Source organism: Antarcticibacterium flavum, from assembly GCF_006159205.1.
GTDB classification, from domain to species: Bacteria; Bacteroidota; Bacteroidia; order Flavobacteriales; family Flavobacteriaceae; genus Gillisia; species Gillisia flava.
This window is the reverse complement of sequence record NZ_CP040812.1, coordinates 3,804,086-3,828,525: the sequence shown is the minus strand read 5'-3', so window position 1 is coordinate 3,828,525 and position 24,440 is coordinate 3,804,086. Positions and strand designations below refer to the sequence as shown.

Sequence of the window (24,440 nt, the reverse complement as noted above, 5' to 3'; positions counted from 1 at the left end):
TGTCATTTTGACAAAATTGGAGTTTATTAACCTTTCCTATAGATTAATCAAAGTATTACAGTGCCCATTTTTACTAACTTTAAACGATGAAAAAACTCTACACCACTTTTCTGGGAATTGTTCGAAGGATCAAAAACAAGATCATCTTCTACCCTACAGTTTTTGCGATCTCCGGGATCTTGCTTGCACTCCTAATGATGTTCCTTGAAAAACAGGGTTCGTCTGGTTACCTGGCAGAGAATGTGCCTCTTCTGGTAGTGGATAATGGCGAAACTGCCCTTACTATTCTAAGTGCCATCATCACAGGCTTAATCTCAATGATGGTTTTTAGTTTTTCAATGGTGATGCTGCTTCTTAGCCAGGCTTCCAGTAATTACTCCCCGCGATTGCTCCCCGGATTAATATCAGATAAAACTCACCAGATCATACTAGGAATATACCTGGGAACCATTCTCTACTGCATCTTCGTACTTTTTTCCATAAGACCTGCAAGTGACCGTTTTGAAATCCCGGGATTCTCGGTTCTTATGGGAATACTCTTTACTGTTGTATGTATCTATGCATTCATATATTTCATCCATAACATATCTGAAAAGATCCAGATAAGCAAGATCCTGGACCGCATCTACCTTGAAGCTAAAGCCAAATTAACAGAGCTAATCGAGACTGAAAAAGATGCAGACCTATACTTTCCCCCTACTAAGGACTGGACACCTTATCATATTAAAAAAAGTGGTTACCTCCAGTATGTATCTATTGATAACATCATAAGCATTTGCCGGGAACAGGATATAATGATCCATATTCTTCCTGTAAAGGGAGCCTTTGTCCTTAAAGGAATAGCTATTTTTAAAACGAATAAAAAGCTGGATGATAGGGTAAAAAATGAAATACTGGATCAATTTAATTTTTCCCGTGGGGAGATGGTAAAGGACAATTATGTCCTGGCATTTAAACAGATCACAGAAATAATCTTAAAAGCAATGTCACCGGGCATCAATGATCCCGGCACAGCAATTAATGGTATTGATTATTTAACCGAACTGTTTGCATTACGTCTTCAAAAAAAAGACAGGAATATAATCTCCAGGGAGAACATTGCTTATATTAAATTCAATACTTTAGGATTTGAAGAGCTGCTCTATAATGTCATGGCAGCAATAAGAACATATAGTAAACACGATATAATCATACTGCAAAAGCTTGGAGTGATGTTCCGTTATTTACAGTTACAAAAAAATGTAAAAGAAGAAGATCAAAAAGTTATAAGAAAGGAAATTGAAACGCTTCTGGAGGATGCAAGGCAGGTTCTTACCAATAAACGTGACCTCGCAAAAATTTCAGAAATAGAAAGAAATCTAATTACTTCTACTCCTGATTAATTTGAAGGAAGAGAAAATTCATAAACCATTTCTTTTGTCCCTGTTTTTTAATGTTGGGAGCCAAAACATAACTTACTCATTTGTTTAGGAAAATAATCCGTCCCACGTAATATATTTAGATTTTGAACTTCCAAAAATTGTTGAGATACATTTTTTCTCTTCTCTCTTTTCTCTGTTCTATTTTCTAAGCCTTTTTTGCTTCTTGTTTAACCGGCTACTGGCTTCTATTCCCTTTTGGATTCCACCCATTTGTAAACGTTCTCCTCAAGGATATTTAAAGGCAACGCACCATTAAGCAGAATTACATCATGAAATTCACGTATATCAAAATCTTCTCCCAGATCCAATTTGGCCTCTTCCCTTAACTCCAGGATCTTGTTCATTCCAACTTTATAGGCAGTGGCCTGCCCCGGCATTACGATATGCCTTTCCACCATTTTTATGCAGTCACTCTCGGGGTTAGGAGTGTTTTGTTTATAATAATCGATCCCCTGCTCCCTCGTCCATTTTTTTGCATGGATACCGGTATCCACAACCAGCCTGCAGGACCTCCATAATTCCATAGCCAGCCTCCCAAAATCTGAATAAGGATCTTCATAGAAACCAATTTCTTTAGGAACCAGTTCACTGTATAATCCCCATCCTTCAACGTAGGCCTGGTAATTTTTAAATTTTCTGAAAGAGGGTATATTTTCCAGTTCCTGCGCAATTGCTATTTGCATATGGTGCCCGGGAATACCTTCGTGATACGCCAAAGCTTCCATTTGGTATACGGGCATAGCATTCATATCATAAAGATTGGCATAATATGTCCCCGGCCTGGAGCCTTCCAGGGCAGGTTGTTGATAAAATGCCTTCCCCGCACTTCTTTCCCTAAAAGGTTCTACAGCCTTTACTACAATATCTGCCTCCGGTTTAGTGAGAAAGAGGTCATCAAGCCTGTTCCTCATCGAATCGATAATAGCTGTCGCCTCTTCCAGGTACCTTTCTTTTCCCTCTTTACTATTGGGATAATAGAATTGTTCATCTGTTCGCATAAATTCAAAAAAATCCTGGAGGCTTCCTTCGAATCCCACCTCTTCCATGATCTTTTCCATTTCCCCATGGATCCTGGCTACCTCACTAAGGCCTATTTCGTGGATCTCGTTGGCTGTAAGATCCAGGGTGGTAGTGCGCTTTAAAGCTAATTTGTAATACTTATCACCTTTAGGGAATTTCCAGGCACCATGATCTGTAGTAGCACGTTGTTGTTGATCTTCAAGTGCTGCAATGAGATCTTCATAGGCGGGTTTTACTGATGATACCAAAGCATCTTCAGCCTCTGCCAGCAACTTGCGCTCTTCCTCATTTGTGAGCTGGAGTTCCTGTATCTTTTCCTGGAAATCCTGCAGCAAAGCACTGGATTCCTTTGATGTTGCAAAAGGTTTACCCCGTATGACATTTCTTGAGGCATCCAGCACTCTTTCAAAGGCAAATTGTGGAGGTAGTATCCCATTTTGCTCCCTGAGCTTTATACCTTTTATGATCTCATCAAACACCTTTTGAAGGCCATGCAGACGAGATATATAAGCCCTGGCATCTTCTACAGATTCAACTTTATGCATATTTATTAAAAACGCCGGAAGCTCTGCATGGTATCCATGCATTTGGTTGATAGGATAATTATAGAACCTATATTCATAATCCTCGATCGCATTCTCCATTTCCTGCCTGTAAAGCCGATAACTCAAGAGTGTCTCCTTATCCAGGGAGGCTTGCTTTACATCGTTTTTTAAATATTTTAATCGGGTTTTCGCCTTTTTAAGGTCCTCGGCCTCCTTCTGCCGTGAAAAATCATCCCACTTGCCATAATTGGTCTTTTTACCCATTCGGGTTTGAAGCATAGGAGACTCCTCCAGGTCCTCCTCAAACCATTCTTCCAGTGTAGCATTGAAATTGGCAGATGCTGTGGTTATTTCTTCTTCACTATAATCTCCCTCTGCTTCCTTTTTACAGGAAATTGTAGAAAGGATTGCTAATAATAGAATCGCAATTTTATTGATCTTCATATTAATCCTTTAGTTCTGAAAATTGAATATAGGAATCTCCATACACAGTATGAGTCTGCTTTTTGAAGTCTTCCTTCTTAGCCTCAAAAATATTGGGAACATAAGTTTGCGGATTGAGATCTATCAATGGAAACCATGTACTCTGCACCTGTATCTGTAATTTATGCCCCTTCTTAAAGGTATGATTGATATCCTGAAGATTGAACGATACATCTGTCTTCGTATTGGGCTCAAAGGGCTCCGGATTTTCAAAGCTGTTTCTAAAACGTCCTCTTATAACTTCACTGCGCACCATCATATGGTAATTGCTCATTTTAAGATAATCCTGGGTTTCTTCATAATCTTCAGCATCGGGAGGATACACATCGATCACCTTCACCACCCAGTCTGCCGCTGTTCCTGTTGTTGCTACTTTCAAATGAGCTTCAATAACTCCTGCCAGGGTCATATCCTTCTCAAGGACGGGAGTTTCAAAGACGAGTACATCTGGCCTTCTGGCCGCAAAACGTTGATCATCTGTCATATATTTTCTAGGAGTGAAGACCATTTTAATATCTTCAGAATATGGTACCGGTTTTTTAGGGTCACTCACGAAAGAGATCTCTGCAGGTGAGGCTTCTCCTGTCAATTGCTGATCGTCGCCCAGATAGAATCTTTTACTAGAGGTATTCTGTGGAGGCCAGGCATCAAAGGATCTCCATTCCTTTTTTCCGGTATCAAACATATGAGCCTCCGGAAGGTCTACCGTGCCGTCTCCGCTACCTTTCAGGAAGTGATTGAAGAACTTTGTTTCTACTTCTTTTTGATATTTTTCTGAAAGATTATCTCCAAAATAAACATTTCCTATAGCCTGTCTTTCGCTTTTTCTTGCCCAATCGCCGTGGCTCCATGGCCCCATGACCAGCATATTGAAATTATCGCTGTTCTTTTCAATGGTTTTATATGTCTCGAAAGGACCGTAAAGATCTTCAGCATCAAATAAACCACCCACAACCATAACCGCAGGCTTAATATTGTCGAGATGCTGGATAATCCCTCTTTTCTGCCAGAATTCATTATAATTAGGATTATCCTTGAGTTGCTGCCAAAAGACATTATCTTCTCCGTAATACTTATCCAGGTTGCTTAATGGCCCGGCATCCAGAAAGAATTGATACTGGTCCTGTGTTCCCAGTTCAGGGAACTCATACCAGGCCTCCGGGGTTGGTTCCTCTTTTTCATATCCAAACACTGCAGTGGCCCTCCAGTAACTTAACAGGTAAGCTCCATTATGGTGAAAATCATCAAAGAAAAAGTCGCCGATGGGTGCCTGTGGTGAAGCTGCTTTCAAAGCGGAATGCTGACTTAGTAACGAATACGTGGAATAAAAACCGGGATAAGAGATGCCCCAGACTCCAACCCTGCCGTTATTGTTATCTACGTTCTTAATAAGCCATTCAATGGTATCGTAAGTATCACTGGCCTCATCTATCTCCCCTTCCTTCTTGTTAGGAATAAAAGCCCGCATATTATCATAAATCCCTTCACTCATCCACCTGCCGCGAACATCCTGGTATACGATGATATTCCCTTCTTCCATAAGGAAATCATTAGGCCCTATTTTGGAACGAAACTGGTCCTCCCCATATGGCCTTGAGCTGTAAGGAGTACGGGACATTATAATTGGATATTCCCTTGAAGTATCTTTTGGGGAATATATGGTAGTATGGAGCTTCACCCCATCGCGCATTTCAATACTAACTTCTTTTTTGCTGTAATGATCCTTTATATTATAAGTCTCTGTCTCCTGCCCATAAACAGCAACAGAAACAAATAGGCTCAAAAGAAAAATTAAAGGGGATTGTATAAATTTCATTATTTAGGGTTTTAAAAGGCCCTAAGATAGAAATTAAGCTAATAACCCTAAAGAAAAATTAGTTTATACCTACGGCTTCAAATTTATTTAATCCTTCCCTAAGCCAGTTTAGATATTCCTTCTCATTGGGAGTATATCCTACAGGAGGATTTAAAAGGTTCACGTTAGGATCCAGCAAGACGTAAAACGGTTGTGAATTGTTTTTGAAATTCACCGTCTGGAAAGTCGCCCATTTGTCTCCTATGGTCCTTATCTTTTTAATACCTCCTTTGTCCCGTAGGTAATTGAACTGTTCATCTTCAGGAAGGTTTACCTTATCATCCACATAAAGAGAAACCAGGATATAATCATTTTTTATAATTTCATAAACTTCAGGATTACTCCAAACCTGTTCTTCCATTTTACGGCAATTTACGCAGGCCCAGCCGGTAAAGTCCAGCAAGATTGGCTTATTCTCCTCCCTCGCAGCTTCCAGTCCTTTTTCCCAGTCCTTGTATGCTTTGAGGCCTAAAGGACCTTCAGTAGGTTTATCATAAATACTGTAAAACAATGGTGGCGGAAAACCACTCAAAAGTTTTAGGTTGGCAAATCCTGTATTGGTAAGCCCGGGAAGAAGATATATTACAAAAACCAATGTAAGGGTCCCCAGACCAAAACGGACTTTGCTAATTTTTTGCTTTGGACCATCGTGAGGAAAACGGATAAGGCCGAATAAATACAACATAAGACCTATAGCAATAAGGATCCAGATCCCTATGAAAATTTCTCTTTTAAGGATTCCCCAATGCTCCACAAGATCTGCATTTGAAAGAAATTTAAAGGCAAGTCCAAGTTCTATAAAACCTAGAACAACTTTAACTGTATTTAACCAGCCACCGCTCTTAGGCAGGGAATTAAGCCAGTTCGGGAATAAGGCAAATAATGCAAAAGGCAATGCAAGCGCGAGGCCAAATCCTCCCATCCCGAAGGATAATTGCATCGCACCACCATCTGTAGTAAGAGATCCTCCCAGCAGGGAACCTAAAATTGGCCCTGTACAGGAGAAAGATACCAACGCAAGGGTAATAGCCATAAAGAAGATCCCCACAATTCCCCCAAAACTGGAGGCCTTATCATCCATCCTGCTGCTCCAGGAGCTGGGGAGGGTAATTTCATAATAGCCAAAGAAGGAAAAGGCAAAGACGATGAATATCACGAAGAAGGCGATATTAAGCGTAGTATTGGTAGAAATGTTATTCAGGATCTCGGGTGCTATATTATCCAGTAAGTGGAAAGGCACGCTTAGCAGCAAATAGATAAGAAATATAAATACTCCGTAAAGAATGGCATTTACAAGGCCTTTTTTTCTTGTTTTCGCCCCTTTTGTAAAAAAGGAAACCGTAAGAGGGATCATAGGAAAAACGCAGGGAGTTAACAGTGCAATAAGCCCTCCCACAAAACCAAGAAGGAAAATTGTCATGTAGCCGCTGCCTTCTTCCTCTTCGGGCTCATAAGCCTCCCATCCCTGTATATCGATATCCAGTGCAGCAGTTTGCTCCCTGTCTTTTTCACTTAGGTCAAGGTCTCCATAGCCCTGCACAGCTTCATTGTTGCTCATTGAAATCTGGAAAGGGACAGTATCTGGAGGGAGACACTGTTCATCATCACACACCATAAATTCCACCTCCACCTCAACGGTGGCTTCGGGATCAAGGATTCTTATCTCCTGGCGGAACTCGGCTTCATTCTTAAAGAATTTAATATCCATTCCAAAAACCTCATCGAAAATGGCAGGAACGTCCGGCTCTTGCATCTCCCCTATCAGTTCTATCCCCTCGGTTTTGGTAAATGTAAAAGTCGTGGGTATAGGGCCGTCCTCGTCCACCTCCTGTGAATATAAATGCCAACCCTTGTCAAGGATGGCATTGAAAATAAGAGTCGCAGTACTATCTGTATGCTTATCAATTCGTGCCTCCCATTCTATAGGATCTGCAATTTGAGAATTATTGGCTGTACCAAAAACCTGGGCCTGTGTAGTAAGAATCGTGGTGAAAAGCAGGATCAGGGTCCAAAAATATTTCATAGGGAGTAGGTAATTTTTAATATTTCCTTTGAAGGATCATCTACGGCAAAGCGTCCATCTGCACGATGGTTTACCACCCAAACAATCCTGTCTGCGGAGCAAAGGAGCCAGGTATTTTCCTTCTCGGGCAAAGATAATTTTTTGTCCTTAAAAAAGTCGCTTATCTTCTTCTTTCCTTTCATTCCAAAGGGATAAAAATGGTCCCCCTCCTGCCATTTTCTCAGTACAAGCGGGTATTCCAGTTTTTGCTTTTCCACATATAAGAGGTTGGGCCCTGTTTCTCCAATTTCCTTCACCTCTTCTATGCTGAAGGTTCCCGGCGGAAGCATAATTATTTCTTCTCCTTCAGAAATTTCATAGATCCTGTCATCTGTTTCTGAAGGTTTTTCAGTGAGCAGAAGGTATTCCCGATCCCTGATCAACCTGTGGGTAGGAGAAAAAACCATCTTCCCAGGTTGGGCAATCAACAGGTCGTGAACATCGTTCCATTCAGAAAAGCCGAAGGTTTTTAGCAAATGGTATAGAACTGCTTTTGTGTTTGGAACCTTCTTCAAAATCCCTATATCCAGGCTATAGCCATATTCTGTCTTAGAAACGATTTCAGAATATAATAAGCCCACGTAATCCTCCAGGAGATCAAAGCTCTCCTGCAGATGCTCCTGGGTAAGGGTAAAACTTTGCAACAATTGCGGATTAAGCTCCTCCAGCACCGGGATCACCTGGTGCCTTATCCTGTTGCGCATATATTTTGAAGAAGCATTGCTGCTGTCTTCCCGCCAGCTTATATGGTTTTCCCGCGCATAGGATTCTATCTCCCGGCGGGAAAATTTAAGAAAAGGGCGAATTATCTTATTTTTTTGGGCCTTAATTCCTGTGAAGCCTTCCAGGCCGCTCCCGCGTACGAGATTGATCACAAAAGTTTCAAGGTCGTCATTTGCGTGGTGCGCAGTAAGGATGATATCATACTTTAAGGTGCTTCTTAATTCCTCAAACCAGTCATACCGCAAATCTCTCGCCGCCATTTGTATGGAGATCCCTGCCTCTTCTGCATACTTAACAGTATCAAAACTTTCAGAAAAAACCTCCACCTCCAGGGCATCACCAAGTTCCATCACGAATTCCTCATCGGCTTCGCTCTCGTCTTCCCTTAGATTAAAATTGCAATGGGCTATAGAAAAATCCAGCTTCGCCTTTTTACATAAATGTGCTAATACCACGCTATCCACTCCACCGCTAACGGCTAGCAGGAGCCTTGCATTTCCGAGGTCAGGAAATTCTGATTTTATAAGGTTTTTAAAAGCTTTTTCCATGGGAATTCCAAAGATACGAAAGCCCTGCAAATCCCCTGTAAATTGGATGGAGAATTATGGTTTTACCTGGCGTCCAATTATAATTGATAGAAGTTAGTGAGAATGTGTTTTAAAGGAGAATGAGGAAAACTCTTTGGCCCAGGCTCTAGACTCCAGTTTGCAGACTCTTTTTCCACTAACTCAATACCTGTCGCATAGCGCGGGCTTTTAATAGACACTCCTCATACTCTTTTTCAGGAATGGATTTCGAGGTGATCGCTCCTCCAACAGAAAAAGACACGTATTTCTTAGCAGAATTATACAGGATACTGCGTATTACAACATTGAAGTCAAAATCTCCCTGCGGATTGAAATATCCCACGGCGCCGCTGTAGAGTCCGCGTTTGGTTTCTTCCAGCTCCTCAATGATCTTCATAGCCGATATTTTTGGAGCCCCGGTCATACTTCCCATTGGAAATGTTGCTCTTAGGATCTCCACAGCAGGGATAGCTTCATCCACTTCTGCAGAGATGGTGGAGATCATTTGATGTACCTGCTTAAAGGAGTACACTTTACAAAGCTCCTCTACCCTTACAGTCCCCCGGCGGGCTATCCTGGAAAGGTCATTACGCACAAGATCCACGATCATAATGTTCTCTGATCGTTCCTTGGGATCATTCACCAGGTTTGCGGCAATTTGCTCATCTTCCTCTGCGTTTGCAGACCTGGGAGCAGTTCCTTTAATAGGCTGGGAATAAATTTTTTGATCTTTCTTCTTAATATATCTTTCGGGGGAGGCAGAAAGAAGATGATGTTCACCCAATTTAAGATATACAGCAAAAGGCGAAACAGAAATATCATTCAGTTTTTGGAACACCTGCAGCGGCTCAATTACCCTGTTCTCAGCAAAGAATTCCTGGCAAAAATTCGCTTCATATATATCACCCCTGTGGATATGAGATAACATCCGGCCTACTTTCTCCAGATACTGCTCCTTCGAAATACGTGAAGTAATCCCATTCCCCGGAAAAGCTTTAGCTTTTTTGCCCGAGTGAGAAATTTTCTCTTTCCACTCTCCTCTCTCCACTTTTCCCACGTCCCTACTATCCTCTCTCCACTCTCCGCTCTCCACTTTTCCCACGTCCAGACTATCCTCTCTCCTCTCTCCACTCTCCACCAATCCGATTTCCTCAAAATCACTTTCCATCTCATCATCCACCATCTTCAGGTAATGAAAAACAGCTTTTTGACCAATGATCTGAATAAGCTTTGTGGGTTGGAAAAAATAAAGATCGGGGAATTCCAGGCCATCAAAATTTGAGGAACTTAAGTCTTCCACGTCATTTTTAAGATCATAGGAAAGATAACCGAAGATCCAGTCGGCAGTGGTTTCCTGGTATTCCTTAAGGTTTTCGAAGGCATTGTAATGATCGGTTCTAAGTACGGTAAAGGCCTGTGCTGCCAGGATAGCATCAAAGGCAGCCTCCTGCCGCGGATAATCATTGCTATCCAGCCACGCTACCTCAGTGAACTGGGAGCTCCAGCTTAGCAATTGCTGTTTAAACTTTTTCGGATTTTCTAAAGTATATTCCCGGGTAGTGCGCACTTAGTTTTCAATTTCGTGTGCAAAGGTAGTTAAGACATCTTCAATTCCCATATCCAGTACTTCATTCTGGATCTTATTTTCGTGCAGATTATCCTTAAACTGCGGAAAACTGAAACTTTCAATTACCTTCCCCCCAAAACGCGGAAACATATGTTTGGAATATTCCAAAGCAGCTGCCGCTCCGCGAGCTCCCGGGGAAGTACTCATAAGCAAAATTCTTTTTCCCGTTAGAAAACTGCGATCAAGACGGGATAACCAATCGATAATATTTTTAAAGAAGGCCGATACAGTACCGTTGTGTTCATTTACTGAGATAATAAGAGCGTCATGCTCATCGATCAGGTTCTTCAGCACCTTAATATCGGTTGGTATTCCCCTTTCCTTTTCCAGGTCAATACTATACATTGGAATCTCAAAATTCCGAAGCTGAAGCACCTTGACCTCGTGACTAGTGATCCTGCCGGTTACGTGAGTGATCAATTGATGATTTATAGATGTACTGCTGTTGGAGCCTGCAAAGGCGAGGATTTTCTTCATAGTTCAAGGTTTCGTTCAAATTTACCTATTTTTTGACAGGAAACAAGGGGCAAGAAGCAAGAGACAAGAACCAAGAGACAAGACAAAAAATATATACTGTATAATGTAAAATGTGGCCTGGTGGATTATGCTTTGAATCCCATAACGTCATAACGTCACCTCGAGTGTTTTTTTCTGAAGCGAGAGCGGAGGGAAAAAATGTATCGAGAGGTGCTTTGGAGTAAAAAAGGAATTAAGAGGCAAGAGACAAGACAAAAAATGTATACTGTATAATGTAAAATGTATAATGTGGCCTGGTAGATTATGCTTTGAATCCCATAACGTCACCTCGAGATTTGAGATAAAAAAAATTTTATCTAGCGAAGAATATTGACGTAGGGGATTGTATTTTTATAAGGGAATTTAAACCACAATTTGGCCGATATACACATAGTGTTTTATACCTGTGTTCGAGTATGGTTTTCGGAAAATAATGGTAGCGATTTTGGTGCTCAACTTCGTATTGATGCCCGCATGGTAGTCTTACTGCTTTAGAATTCTCCGATGTGGTTTTTAAACTTTTTCTATTATGAAGAAAATTCACAACCATGCTGCGGGCATTGATATTGGAGCCCGCAAAATTTTTGTAGGTCTTGAAGGGAGAGAAGTAAAAAGCTTCGAGACTTTTACTGAGGATTTGGAAATGGCAGCGGATTATTTGATCGATAATAATATCGAAACTGTTGCTTTGGAAGCCACTGGAGTTTATTGGGTTATTCTCTTTGATATTCTACAGGCCAGAGGAATCGATGTCTGGTTGGTAGATGGGAGAAGTACTAAACAAGTTCCCGGCAGAAAAACAGATGTAAAGGATTGCCAGTGGATACAACAGTTACATAGCCATGGTCTTCTTAGCAGATGTTTTGTAGCAGAAGATCTTGTCCAGGAACTTCGGGAATATCAACGCCTTCGGGAAGATCACATTCGCAGTGCGGCAATGCATATAAATCATATGCAAAAAGCCCTCACCATGATGAACATCCGCTTAAAAGAAGTTTTAAGTCAAGTACATGGAGCCAGTGGATTGAGGGTAATCAGAGCTATTCTCAAAGGAGAAAGAAACCCGAAAGTCCTGGTGGAGTTATGCGAAAAAAGCATTTTAAAAACAAAAAGGGAACTGGTAATAAAATCTCTAAAAGGGCACTACACTCAGGCAGGTTTATTCGCACTGGAGCAGGCAGTTGCTTGCTATGATTTTTATCAGGTACAAATAGTGCGGTGTGATGAAAAATTGGATGAAGTTCTTAAGAAGATGAGCGGAGAGAATGGTGATGCATCCCTAAAACCCGGCAAGAAAAAAACAAGGAAGCCTATAAGGCATCACAAACCCAAGATTAAAAACCTCGACCGCTATCTACTAAGTGTATTTAACTATAGGGATGCCACTGTTCTGCCTGGAATAACAGATTATACCTGGATGCAACTCCTTGCCGAGGTAGGTTCAGATATGAAGAAATGGGCAACAGAAAAACATTTTACTTCCTGGCTTGGCCTTGCTCCAAAACAGCACCACTCCGGCAAAATGAGGAAAAACCATAAATCAAAAGGTCAGCCCAAAGCAGGATTAATCTTCAAACAAGTGGCCACAAGCCTTCTCAACAGCAAAAAAATTGCACTAGGTGCCTTCGGCAGAAAACTAAGAGCCAGAAAGGGACCGAGCCACGCTATAAAAGCAATGGCCAGAAAACTGGCAGAACTTTACTGGAAGTTATTTGTTAGAGGTTTAGATTATATAGAAAAAGGAATAAAAGATTATGAAGAGAAAATTAACCTCAACAAAGAAAGAAGTGTAAGAAAAATGGCGAAAGAGCTTGGGATGGTAATTAGCTATAATACAGCTAGTTAAAAAATACGTCAATGGTAGTGTTTTTTACCGCAGCGATAGCAGAGGGAAAAAATGTATCGAGAGGTGCTTTGGAGTTAAAAGTGGAATCAAGAGGCAAGAATCAAGAGACAAGACAAAAAATGTATACTGTATAATGTAAAATGTATAATGTGGCCTGGTAGATTATGCTTTGAATCCCATAACGTCACCTCGAGTGTTTTTTACCGCAGCGATAGCGGAGGGAAAAAATGTATCGAGAGGTGCTTTGGAGTTAAAAGTGGAATCAAGAGACAAGACAAAAAATGTATACTGTATAATGTAAAATGTATAATGTGGCCTGGTAGATTATGCTTTGAATCCCATAACGTCACCTCGAGTGTTTTTTACCGCAGCGATAGCGGAGGGAAAAAATGTATCGAGAGGTGCTTTGGAGTAAAAAAAAGAATCAAGAGGCAAGAGACAAGACAAAAAATGTATACTGTATAATCTAAAATGTATAATGTATAATGTGGCCTGGTAGATTATGCTTTGAATCCCATAATGTCACCTCGAGTGTTTTTTACCGCAGCGATAGCGGAGGGAAAAATGTATCGAGAGGTGCTTTGGAGTTAAAATTAGAATTAAGAGACAAGACAATTTCCTCCTAAGCTTGATAAAAAGGTCCTAGTTCCCGCGGCTATTCATTCACCCGCATGAATACCCACTCCGCTCTGAACCCTTACGTCTTGATTGGCAGATGATTTTTTTTTAAATAGATTATCTTTCCCGCCAATCAATCCACCTTCCCTTGAAAAAAGGGAAGGACCCCTTTTGTTGTATTTAAAACAATAATCGAAAGCCTTTCATTTAAATTAGAATTCCTGAACTTCCCCTCTGGGGATCGGGGGACCACGTCCAGACTATCCACTCTCCACTTTCCACTTCTATGTTGTAAACCAAGTTCCAGAAGCTAAAAATTTCATAAATTTAAGTCATAAATCCGAAGAGGAATTGAGCTCTGCTGGAGAGCAACTCAACAGCAATAGGGTTTATGACGATGAAAAAAGTAGAGCCCCTTCTTGTTAAGGGGTTTACAATTATTCAATGTCGGGTATGGCTAAGAAAACTCACGGTCTTCATAGCTTACCTGGGGTGCCCGGATGTTGTAATTCTATAAAACAGCCTTCTATGAGCAGTCGATTTATCGCTGCAGTGTCTTGTTCAGCATTAAAGAATAATGAGCCGTAGTCTCTCCGATAACAGTCGCAAAATCGCTGCAGTGGAAAGTGAACGGTCTCATTGGATTGAAATTTTATAGAGATTATACAACTTCTAATTTATATAGTTCTTTGTTCTTTAGAACAAATCGTATTCTTCTTAATAGCTTTTTTGCAATTCTAATGATTGCTTTATTTGGCATTAGACCTTTGTGACATAATTCGGCATATCTGCAAGCTAATGCAGGATCCTTTTGAACCGCTATCCAGGAAGCCTCTATTAAAAGTGGTCTTAAAATAACCTGAGCTCGTGAGGTAATTTCGCCAACACTTTCTTTTTCTCCAGAGGATTTTGTGGAAGGAACAAAGCCTATAAAACTGCAAAGTTGATCAAAAGTTTTAAACCGATTCATATTCTCTAATTCAGTTAAAAAGGCCATAGCTATTACCAGTCCGATTCCTGGTACACTCCGAAGCAGTTTCACATCTTGTTCATATCTGCTGGTTCTGGAGAGTTCAGTTATTTGTTTTGTAATGCATTTTTTTTTCTCAGCTAGTCGCTCATAATCCTCCAGCAATCCATTTAAAGTTAGCCGTAGAGACAAACTCAAGTCAATTTCTTTTAACCAATTTATCAATCTTTTCGGCCACCTCCCTTCTGGGATATCTTCTGGTACTTTGAGGCCATTTAAATTGATAAACGATCTTATTCTGTTTTTTGTTCTGGATAATTCCTTTACAACAGTATTTCTATACCTGCAGAGACTTCTGTCATCTAAACACTCCTGGGAGGGAACATAGATGGGAGTAAGATCTCTATTCTGCAAGGATTTTGCAATTTTTCTACTGTCCCTTACATCTGTCTTCTGAACCTTCTCTTTAATGGTCGTAGGGATATCAGCTGCATTGACCACAATAGAATTAATCCCTAATTTAAGAAGTTGATAATGAGGCCAAAATCCAGCAAATCCAGCTTCATAGGCACTAAAATAGTTTCCTCCGGGAAATTTCTTGTCCAAATAATGCCGGAGAGTCTCTGGACTTGCAGGTGCATTAAAGGTTTTGGAAAATAGCCCCATCATTGTCGTAATATTCCAGCTCTTTTTATGAGTGTCAATGCCCACAAAAATATCTTTGCCCGTATAGTCTAATTTTGTAACTTGCTTTTGCATAAGTTTCAGTTTTAGAGTTAGTTATCACCTTTAAATTACTCTACTTTTCTGAAACTTGTGCTTTTTTATACAAACATAGGACCTCTCCACTTTCCACTCTCCACTTTTTTCAAACCGACAACAGACAATTGACAACCGACAACTGAGAACAGTCTCAATTCTCAATTCCAACTACTCAATACTAATCCCTACCTTTGCACTTTAATCAAACAATAGCCCGTGACTTTTCAGGACCTCAATCTAAATACCCCATTATACAATGCGTTGGAAGATCTAAAATTCCACACTCCTACTCCTATCCAGGAGAAGGCGTTTTCTTCCATTATGTCCGGTAAGGACGTGGTGGGGATTGCGCAAACGGGTACCGGGAAGACCTTCGCATATATGCTTCCAATTTTGAGAATGCATAAGTATTCAGAACAAAAGAATCCGCGCGTATTGGTGCTTGTTCCAACCCGGGAACTTGCAGTGCAGGTGGCAGAGGAGATCGAAAAGCTTACCGCTTATATGAATGTGAGGATCGCTGCTGTTTACGGGGGCGTGAACATCAACATCCAACATCAGGATCTGCTGCAGGGGCAGGATATTGTGGTGGCGACTCCGGGTAGGTTATATGATCTGGTTTTGAGAAGGGCGATTCAGCTTAAATCCATCCAGAAACTCGTGATAGATGAAGTGGATGTGATGCTGGACCTGGGATTCCGGTTTCAGATCAATAATATTCTGGAATTATTACCGGATAACCGCCAAAGCATCATGTTCTCGGCTACTATGACAGAAGCCGTGGAAGAGCTTATCGATGCTAATTTCAAGGCACCGGAGAAAATATCTGTGGCCATGAGTGGTACTCCCCTTGAGAATATTGAACAAAAAGGATATAAGATTCCAAACTTTCATACCAAGGTCAATTTCCTTAAGCATTTGCTTGAGGATAAGGAAACCTACAGCAAAGTTTTGATATTTGTGGGTTATAAAAGAATGGCCGACCGCCTTTTTGAGATGCTGAATGAGAAGTTTGCTGAAGAACTGACCGTGATTCATTCCAATAAAACCCAAAATTACAGGCTGCGGAGTGTAAGGCAGTTTGGTGATGGTTTTTGCCGAATTCTGGTTGCTACAGATGTAATGGCCCGTGGGCTTGATATTGAAAATGTTTCTCACGTAATAAATTTTGACACCCCGGAATATCCTGAGAATTATATGCACAGGATTGGAAGAACAGGCCGTGCCGAAAAGCAGGGAGTTTCCTTTCTGCTTACTACTGAAAAAGAAGAGGAAAACCTGGAAAGGATCGAGGGCCTTATGAATATGAAGGTGCCGCAGTACGAGCTTCCTGAAGAGGTAGCTATTTCAACAGAACTTATCCCGGAAGAGCAACCCAAGATATTTGAGATCAATAATCCGAATAAAAATGCCGAAGATGCTCCAGGTCCGGCTTTTCATGAAAAAAGCGAGAAAAACAAAAAGGTGAATCTTGGGGGCTCCTACCGTAGAGAGATCGCCAAAAAATATAAGAAGCCAAAAACGAGAGGAGATAAAAATGCCAACCGCCGAAGAAAAAAGTAGGAAAATGCACAGGATCCAAAATGAGTTTTTAAGCATAGCTGTCAAAGATGCGGGAGCTGAATTGTGCAGCTTAAAGAACCTTGAAACCGATACAGAACATATCTGGCAGGCAGATCCTGAAGTTTGGAGCAGCCACGCTCCCAATCTTTTTCCGGTTATAGGAGTGCTGAAGGATGGAGAATATATTTACGAAGGCGAGAAATTCCCTATGCCAAAACATGGGATCGTGAGGCACAATGAAAACCTTCAGTTGCAGGAAAGCACAGAAAACAGCTTGCTTTTTGCACTCACATATTCTGAAGAAACCTTAAAACAATATCCTTTTAAATTCAGGTTCAGCATTGAGTTCATCCTTGAAGAAAAAACCCTCAAAGTGTCGCACAGCGTTCACAATTTGGATGAAAAACCTATGTACTTTTCCCTGGGAGGACATCCCGCATTCAATGCCCCGTTATACGAAGGGGAGGAATATGAAGACTACTTCCTGGAATTTGACAAAAAGATGGACTTGAAATCCTATGTTTTAAATGAAGAGGGCCTTATTTCCAATAGTACAAAAAGCATTCTCCAAAATGATAATGTGATTAATCTTCACAAGCACCTTTTTGATGAGGATGCGCTTATCTTTCAAAATATAGCTTCAAGATCTGTCGCCTTAAAAAGCAAAAAATCGGGTCTTGTTCTAACGGTAGATTACCGGGATTTTAAGGATCTTGGGATCTGGGCAAAACCCGGGGCACCATATGTATGTATCGAGCCCTGGTTGGGAATGGCAGATGTGGAGGGTACAGACCAACAGCTTAAATTCTTCAGAAGGCATTATCGAAATAATGCCCTCTGAAGAATTTAATGCTTCCTATTCAATTAGAATAGCTTAAGCAGTGAATATGTATCTAACTTCTGGTCTTCTTTTTAGCAGCTTTTGCAGCACGCTTTTCTTTCAAACTCAGCACAGGTTCTTTCTTTGCTGAATTCTTTGAAGGGGATTTTTCTTTTGGCATGAGTTCTCTGTATTTAGAGTTATATGCTATAAATGTAGCAAAATTTAAGCCACGAAATTCAGAAAATTTTTAGGGCAGGAATAATAAAATGGTTGTACCGTTACGCATGCTAATTCCATTCTTCCGGGAAGAAGTTTATCAAATATTCCAATAAAAGACGGTTAGACACCGCCGATATAATTTCCGGATGAGCAAGAAAGATTTAGTACTCCAAATTATATCGGTCGTACCTACGGCACTTGATACTACCCCACAATCTATACCCCGGAATGAATTCCGGGGCTACGAAATCGGTCGTGCCGCTGGCACTCTTTGAATGAGGTGTTTTTTTAGTAGGAATTTATGTATACAAATTATTGAATATTCGAAACAAATGCCGTTAGGCATAACCGATCCCGTAGCCCAGGGTTTTAACCCTGGGATCTTGAATTGAATTAAAAATAAAATGCCGTAGGTATGGCCGATAAATCTGCGGCTGAGTGAGAAGTATTCCACCTCCAAATTATATCGGACGTACCTACGGCACTTGATACGAAGGGCGTGTTAGCTTCCCCCGGAATGAATTCCGGGGCTACGAAATCGGTCGTGCCGCTGGCACTTGGTTTTGGATAGCGAGTTGTTTTTTCTGAGAAGAGAGATTTTCACACGGAAATGTAGAAAAGTTTTGGGGACCTCAAAAAAATGCCGTTAGGCATAACCGATCCCGTAGCCCAGGGTTTTAACCCTGGGAACATTTTGCGTTGTCTACATAAAATGCCGTAGGTATGGCTGATAAATCTGCGGCTGAGTGAGAAGCATTCCACCTCCAAATTATATCGGGCGTACCTACGGCACTTTGTATACCGCTTTTTTGTCACCCCCGGAATGAATTCCGGGGCTACGAAATGGGTCGTGCCGCTGGCACTTGGTTTTGGATAGCGAGTTGTTTTTTCTGAGAAGAGAGATTTTCACACGGAAATGTAGAAAGGTTTTGGAGACCTCAAAAAAATGCCGTTAGGCATGACCGATCCCGTAGCCCAGGGTTTTAACCCTGGGATCTTGAATTGAATTAAAAATAAAATGCCGTAGGTAGGACTGATAAATCTGCGGCTGAGTGAGAAGCATTCCACCTCCAAATTATATCGGACGTACCTACGGCACTTGATATCGAGGGCGTGTTAGCTTCCCCCGGAATGAATTCCGGGGCTACGAAATGGGTCGTGCCGCTGGCACTTAGTTTTGGATAGCGAGTTTTTTCTGAGAAGAGAGATTTTCACACGGAAATGTAGAAAAGTTTTGGGGACCTCAAAAAAATGCCGTTAGGCATGACCGATCCCGTAGCCCAGGGTTTTAACCCTGGGATCTTGAATTGAATTAAAAATAAAATGCCGTAGGTATGGCCGATAAATCTGCGGCTGAGTGAGAAGTATTCCACCTCCGAATTATATCGGTCGTACCTACGGCACTTGATACGAAGGGGTCTTGCTTTTCCCCGGAATGAATTCCGGGGCTACAAAATGGGTCGTGCCGCTGGCACTTGGTTTTGGATAGCGAGTTGTTTTTTCTGAGAAGAGAGATTTTCACACGGAAATGTAGAAAGGTTTTGGAGACCTCAAAAAAATGCCGTTAGGCATGACCGATCCCGTAGCCCAGGGTTTTAACCCTGGGATCTTGAATTGAATTAAAAATAAAATGCCGTAGGTATGGCCGATAAATCTGCGGCTGAGTGAGAAGTATTCCACCTCCGAATTATATCGGTCGTACCTACGGCACTTGATACGAAGGGGTCTTGCTTTTCCCCGGAATGAATTCCGGGGCTACAAAATGGGTCGTGCCGCTGGCACTTGAAATGAATGCCGTTAGGCATGACTGAAATCGTAGCCCAGGGTTTTAACCCTGGGAACATTTTGCGTTGTCTACATAAAATGCCGTAGGCATGGCCGATATAATTTCCGGTCGAGTAAGAAACTATCAATACCCAAAATTGCACTATAGCAAAACCAGCGACTATGAAAAAAGCCGGAATTTTCATCCCGGCTTTTGAATTTATATTTTATTAACCTTTAGTCCAGGTTCCAGAAGCGAAGCGATCCAGACTCTATAAAAGAACCGCATCATATAATTAAATATGCAATGCCCGGTCCCCGGTCGCGGCCAGTGCCGCTTCCTTCACAGCTTCAGCATAGGTTGGGTGGGCGTGGCTCATTCTTGAGATATCCTCTGCAGATGCACGGAATTCCATTGCGGTTACCGCCTCGGCAATAAGATCGGCTACCCGGGCTCCTATCATATGCACCCCAAGGACCTCATCTGTCTTGGCATCTGTCAATATCTTTACCAAACCATCTGTATCTCCACTGGCTCTTGAACGCCCAAGGGCGCGCATGGGGAATTTCCCTTCCTTATAATCCACACCGGCTTCCTTAAGTTGCTCTTCAGTTTTTCCAACCGCCGCAACTTCAGGCCAGGTGTAAACCACGCCGGGAATAAGATTGTAATCAATATGTGGCTTTTGCCCTGCGATAGTTTCAGCAACAAAAGTTCCTTCTTCTTCAGCTTTATGAGCAAGCATGGCACCTTTTACCACGTCACCTATTGCATAAATATTCTTTACATTGGTTTGCAGGTGGTCGTTCACGGTGATCATTCCGCGTTCGCCAATCTCTACTCCGGCAGCATCTGCATTCAAGCCATCTGTAAAAGGTCTTCTTCCTACAGAAACCAGGCAATAGTCTGCCTTGAATTCCACTTCCTTGCCTTTTTTATCATCGGCTTTAATGATAACCTCATCTCCTTTTCTTTCAACAGCTTTTACCTTGTGGCTCACGTTGATCTTCATTCCCTGCTTTTTAAGAACTTTGGTAAGCTCCTTTGCCAGTACAGAGTCCATTGTAGGTATGATCCTGTCCATATATTCCACCACTGTAACCTCTGCTCCAAGACGACTGTAAACCTGTCCCAGCTCAAGGCCAATAACGCCCCCACCGATAACGACCATGTGCTTCGGGATCTCTTTCAGCTTTAAAGCTTCAGTAGAAGTAATGATCCGCTCCTTATCTATTTTTATAAAAGGAAGAGTTGAAGGTTTTGATCCGGTAGCGATGATGGTATTTTTTGCTTCAATGGTCTCTGTACCACCTTCAGCTTTATCAATATTTATATGTGTAGCGTCTTTAAAAGATCCAACCCCGTGAAACACATCAATTTTGTTCTTATCCATCAGGAATTTAACCCCGTCGCAGGTTTGACTTACCACTGCGGCTTTGCGTTTCATCATTTGTTCCAGGTTGATCTTTACCTCCCCCGGAATTTCTATCCCGTGCTCCTCAAAATGTCTTACCGCATCATCATAATGGTGTGACGAGTCCAGCAAGGCTTTGGAAGGGATACATCCCACGTTTAAACAGGTACCTCCAAGAGTAGAATATTTTTCAATGATAGCGGTTTTCATTCCCAGTTGTGCGCAACGAATAGCGGCCACGTATCCCCCGGGACCGGACCCTATTATTGCTACATCATATTTGCTCATAAGTGTATTTTTAATTTTTTTTCACGTGAGTAACAAAAGTACAATTATTCTCCTCAATGGACAATTGAGATTATTGGCAGTTAAGATTTTTTCGTGGTAGATTTTTTATTTGATCTGAGAAAATTATTTCTCAGCGTCGGGCAATTTGCCGCGTTGTGCAGTTGAATCTTTTGGAACCGATTTCTTCTTCTTTTTGAGCGGAATTTCCTCTGCAGATCTAAATTTCTTGTCCATCTTGGCATTAGCCTCAGGAGAAATTGGCTCTTCCTCAGAGCGTGTTCCGGGTTTTTTCTTTTGTCTGTCTGTACCTCCCTTTGAATTAGGGACTTTTGGCTTTCCCATAATTTTCTCTTTTTAAATTATTTCTCGAAACTTTTCATAACAGATCAGGTATATTGATGATCTCTGTTCCTCTAGATAAGACAAGAAAGAATTAAATTGTTATTGATTAGAAGATACAATATATTCAAAATTTAAAAGCTAAAAAATCGATAAAAAGAACCGGAAGAAATCAGAATTTGAATCACCCCGGCACTAGGAGATATTCGGTCTTTACCTTACGTAAACTGTCTTTTTATTGATGAATTCCATCATTCCCTCTTTTGCCAATTCACGGCCATAGCCGGAACGTCCGGTACCTCCAAAAGGTAGCCTGGGATCTGACTTTACTAACTCATTCACAAAGTACGCCCCGTCACTCACCCTACCCGCACACTCCAGTGCCTTTTCAATATCGCGGGTGAAAACCGTAGTTCCCAGTCCGTATTTGGATTTTTCTGAAAGAGAGAAGGCTTCATCAATATCTTTTGCTTTAATAATTGCTGCAAGTGGCCCGAAGGTTTCTTCATCAAAAGCGGTCATTCCTGGTTTTACATCTCCCAGGATGGTTGGCTCGTGATAACAATTATCCTGCTTTCCACCCAGTAAGATCTTCGCTCCCTGATCAACAGATGATTTTATCTGATTGTGGAGCTGATCTGTAAGATCCTTCCTAGCCAACGGCCCTACCTGAGTCTCATCATTCCGGGTATCACCGGATTTCAATTCACCCACGGCTTTTGTAAATTTTTCAACGAATTCATCATAGATCCCCGGAAGCAAAATAAAACGTTTTGCTGCAATACAACTTTGCCCGCAATTGAGCATACGGGCGGTAACAGCTGTTTTCACGGCCAGGTCAATATCGGCATCTTCCCAAACGATGAAGGAATTATTTCCACCCAGCTCCAGCAAACTCTTTTTAATGTACTTTCCTGCGAGTTGAGCAACAGCAGATCCTGCCATTTCACTACCGGTTAAAGTTACTGCCTTAACTGCATCGTGAGCAATGATCTTCTCGGTTTGATCGTGATGCACTATCAGGTTTTGGAAAACCCCTTCAGGATATCCGGCTTTTGTAAAAACTTCTTCGATCTTTTTTGCACAACCAAACACATTAGGGGCGTGTTTTAAGATCCCGGTATTCCCGGCAGTAAGTGTTGGAGCTGCAAAACGAAAGACCTGCCAGAAAGGAAAATTCCAGGGCATAATAGCAAAAATAGTCCCCATAGGATCATTTCTTACAAAGCTCCTGGAAGCATCGGTTTTTATTTCTTCGGGTTTCAGGAATTCTTTGGCATTATCTGCATAATAATCACACACCCATGCGCATTTATTCACCTCAGCTCTGGATTCAGAAATTGGTTTGCCCATTTCAGCAGTGATCATTTCAGCATATTCCTCCACATTTTCCCTTAATACCTGCCCTGCCTTCCTAAGCAGGTCACATCTATAATGAAGCGGCTTAGCACACCAGTCGTTAAAGGCCTCTGCCGATTTATTAAGAATCTGGTCCAATTCCCCGGAGGTAAGTGCTTTATGCACTCCAACCTCCTCGCCGTTATAAGGGTTGATGCTTTTAAATTCCATATTTAAATTTATTAAAGGTAGGGATGACAAAAAGTGATAAAGAGCCGGAAGAGTTTTTTCCCGGCTCTTTCTCAAAATTCTTATTTATTAATAGTTTCCTCCCGAAGCACCATACCCGGTACCCACATTGGTCCAGAAGCTTGCCACTGCTTCCCAGGAAACTTCTCCATTACGAAGGATCTTTCCTTTTAATTTTTCGAGTTGTTTTTTATCTGCACCCGGGTTGGCCTGTGACATTGAATTGACAAGGATTTCGGTTACATTTACTTCCCAATCAAATTTGGCCGATTCCTTTTGTTTTAGCTCAACTGTCACCTCTTTTGCCGCGGGTCTCGGAGTTTCCTTATAAGTCCAGGGAGTAGGAGCTACAGCAGGCTGATTGTAATCTACAAGGATCTTTTGTTCCTCGAAATTATCGAATGACTGCTGCATGTAGTTATCCCGCCAACGCAGTTCCACTGTACCGTCCAGAGGCCTGTACACAGAGGTAAAAAGCGTTCCAAACCCTTCCGTGAATTTAGTATTATAAAGAGGGGTTTTAAGAAAGGAATCTGCGATTTTTGTTGCATTAACCCCTTTGCCTGCCAGTAATTTCTTTAAATATGCTGCGCGTTCCAAAGTTTGGTTAAATGCGGCATTCTCGGGCCAGTCCACAGTTCCCTGGTGATTTGTAGTGAATGCGGCATCTGTTACAAGGGGAGCTTTATCTGGTGCTAATTCTATAGTTTTAAATGCCCCGCTGCGATCAACCACCGTAACATTGTAAGACATATGTGAAGGTATACGTGTAAGTACCTTTACTGCCTCCTCAACATTGCTGCAAAACTCCAGGACATATCTTATTATAAAAGGGATCCCAAAACCTACGCCAACCTCTTTTCTCCCTCCAAATGTAAGGGAGACGGCCAATCCATCTTCGTTCATTCCATCCACCGCACCAATTAGACAATCCCCTGTAGCTATAACTTTTTTTCCATTCCAGGAGGAGAACAATTGGGTTCCCTCCATTAGGTTGGGATGATAATCATAGTTGCGCACCAGTTGTATTTCTTTCCCGGTTATCACTGCCTGGGAGCAGGCACTTATGTAGGCAGGCGGTTGCCAGCCGGTGAGAAAGCGTGCGGCCACCTCATCTGTATTTGCAAGTTTGCAGAGTCTTTGATATACCGGCCACATCTCTGGCATGTACTTTTTAAGTGCTGCCTGCGAGGTTTTCAGGTCTGGATAATTAGATGTTCCTTTTGAGTTAAGCCAGCTTCTGTAAGCTGGCCAGTGGGTTTTATAAAGCTTTAGCCATTTTGCACCTGGTTTCCCCTGTTCAAAAACAGCATTGAATTGTAATTGCATATATTTTTTCTTTTTCCCTAAGCGCTTTTAATAGTTAATGAACCGCATTAGATTTTACCGGGTCGTAAAGTAGCCCGTTTTTCTTTTGCGTCGCTGTTA

General features: G+C 41.6%; 15 protein-coding genes. 4 read left to right on the top strand and 11 right to left on the bottom strand.

Annotated features, from left to right (window positions below; genetic code table 11):
- Positions 1–86: 86 nt before the first annotated feature.
- Positions 87–1,382 carry a DUF2254 domain-containing protein gene (locus tag FHG64_RS16840; RefSeq protein ID WP_139067479.1) on the top strand — a complete coding sequence of 432 codons (1,296 nt, stop codon included), beginning with the start codon at positions 87–89 and terminating at the stop codon, positions 1,380–1,382.
- A gap of 224 nt (positions 1,383–1,606) precedes the next feature.
- On the opposite strand, the gene FHG64_RS16835 is transcribed toward FHG64_RS16840, so the two are convergent.
- From FHG64_RS16835 to FHG64_RS16810, 6 genes are all read right to left on the bottom strand, one after another.
- Complete coding sequence (locus FHG64_RS16835) at positions 1,607–3,430, bottom strand: DUF885 domain-containing protein (RefSeq protein ID WP_139067478.1); 1,824 nt, start codon at positions 3,428–3,430, stop codon at positions 1,607–1,609.
- Between the two features lies 1 nt (position 3,431).
- Entirely contained in the window at positions 3,432–5,285 is a 1,854-nt protein-coding gene (locus tag FHG64_RS16830; RefSeq protein ID WP_139067477.1) for a CocE/NonD family hydrolase, read from the bottom strand.
- A 58-nt stretch (positions 5,286–5,343) separates the two neighbouring features.
- Complete coding sequence (locus tag FHG64_RS16825; protein ID WP_139067476.1) at positions 5,344–7,347, bottom strand: protein-disulfide reductase DsbD family protein; 2,004 nt, start codon at positions 7,345–7,347, stop codon at positions 5,344–5,346.
- Positions 7,344–8,657, bottom strand: coding sequence for a tRNA lysidine(34) synthetase TilS (tilS, locus tag FHG64_RS16820; RefSeq protein WP_139067475.1), 1,314 nt, complete (start codon positions 8,655–8,657; stop codon positions 7,344–7,346). Before tilS ends, FHG64_RS16825 begins: the two co-directional genes overlap by 4 nt.
- Before the next feature lie 175 nt (positions 8,658–8,832).
- Positions 8,833–10,242: an aminodeoxychorismate synthase component I gene (gene pabB, locus FHG64_RS16815; RefSeq protein WP_246054169.1), complete on the bottom strand. Its 1,410-nt coding sequence runs from the start codon at positions 10,240–10,242 to the stop codon at positions 8,833–8,835.
- Positions 10,243–10,779 (bottom strand): NADPH-dependent FMN reductase, encoded by a 537-nt coding sequence (locus FHG64_RS16810; protein WP_139067474.1) that lies wholly within the window; start codon positions 10,777–10,779, stop codon positions 10,243–10,245. It abuts the gene before it with no gap.
- A gap of 568 nt (positions 10,780–11,347) precedes the next feature.
- Here FHG64_RS16810 and FHG64_RS16805 point away from each other — a divergent pair.
- The gene (locus FHG64_RS16805; protein ID WP_139067171.1) at positions 11,348–12,664 is read left to right on the top strand and encodes an IS110 family RNA-guided transposase; all 1,317 of its coding nucleotides are present in this window, start codon (positions 11,348–11,350) and stop codon (positions 12,662–12,664) included.
- A 1,279-nt stretch (positions 12,665–13,943) separates the two neighbouring features.
- On the opposite strand, the gene FHG64_RS16800 is transcribed toward FHG64_RS16805, so the two are convergent.
- Entirely contained in the window at positions 13,944–15,011 is a 1,068-nt protein-coding gene (locus FHG64_RS16800; protein WP_139065601.1) for an IS110 family RNA-guided transposase, read from the bottom strand.
- Positions 15,012–15,230: 219 nt separating this feature from the next.
- Between FHG64_RS16800 and FHG64_RS16795 the strand changes: the two genes are divergently transcribed.
- Both FHG64_RS16795 and FHG64_RS16790 read left to right on the top strand, forming a co-directional pair.
- Positions 15,231–16,577 carry a DEAD/DEAH box helicase gene (locus FHG64_RS16795; RefSeq protein WP_139067473.1) on the top strand — a complete coding sequence of 449 codons (1,347 nt, stop codon included), beginning with the start codon at positions 15,231–15,233 and terminating at the stop codon, positions 16,575–16,577.
- Between the two features lie 4 nt (positions 16,578–16,581).
- On the top strand, positions 16,582–17,418 hold the full coding sequence (locus FHG64_RS16790) for an aldose 1-epimerase family protein (protein WP_317133573.1): 837 nt from the start codon (positions 16,582–16,584) through the stop codon (positions 17,416–17,418).
- Positions 17,419–19,679: 2,261 nt separating this feature from the next.
- On the opposite strand, the gene lpdA is transcribed toward FHG64_RS16790, so the two are convergent.
- From lpdA to FHG64_RS16770, 4 genes are all read right to left on the bottom strand, one after another.
- Positions 19,680–21,086, bottom strand: coding sequence for a dihydrolipoyl dehydrogenase (gene lpdA / locus FHG64_RS16785; protein ID WP_139067472.1), 1,407 nt, complete (start codon positions 21,084–21,086; stop codon positions 19,680–19,682).
- A 123-nt stretch (positions 21,087–21,209) separates the two neighbouring features.
- Positions 21,210–21,428, bottom strand: a complete 219-nt coding sequence (locus tag FHG64_RS16780) for a hypothetical protein (protein WP_139067471.1) — start codon at positions 21,426–21,428, stop codon at positions 21,210–21,212.
- Between the two features lie 210 nt (positions 21,429–21,638).
- A complete protein-coding gene (locus tag FHG64_RS16775; protein ID WP_139067470.1) occupies positions 21,639–22,994 on the bottom strand; it encodes an NAD-dependent succinate-semialdehyde dehydrogenase in 1,356 nt (451 codons plus the stop codon).
- An 87-nt stretch (positions 22,995–23,081) separates the two neighbouring features.
- Positions 23,082–24,341: a C45 family autoproteolytic acyltransferase/hydolase gene (locus FHG64_RS16770; RefSeq protein ID WP_139067469.1), complete on the bottom strand. Its 1,260-nt coding sequence runs from the start codon at positions 24,339–24,341 to the stop codon at positions 23,082–23,084.
- Positions 24,342–24,440 lie beyond the last annotated feature (99 nt).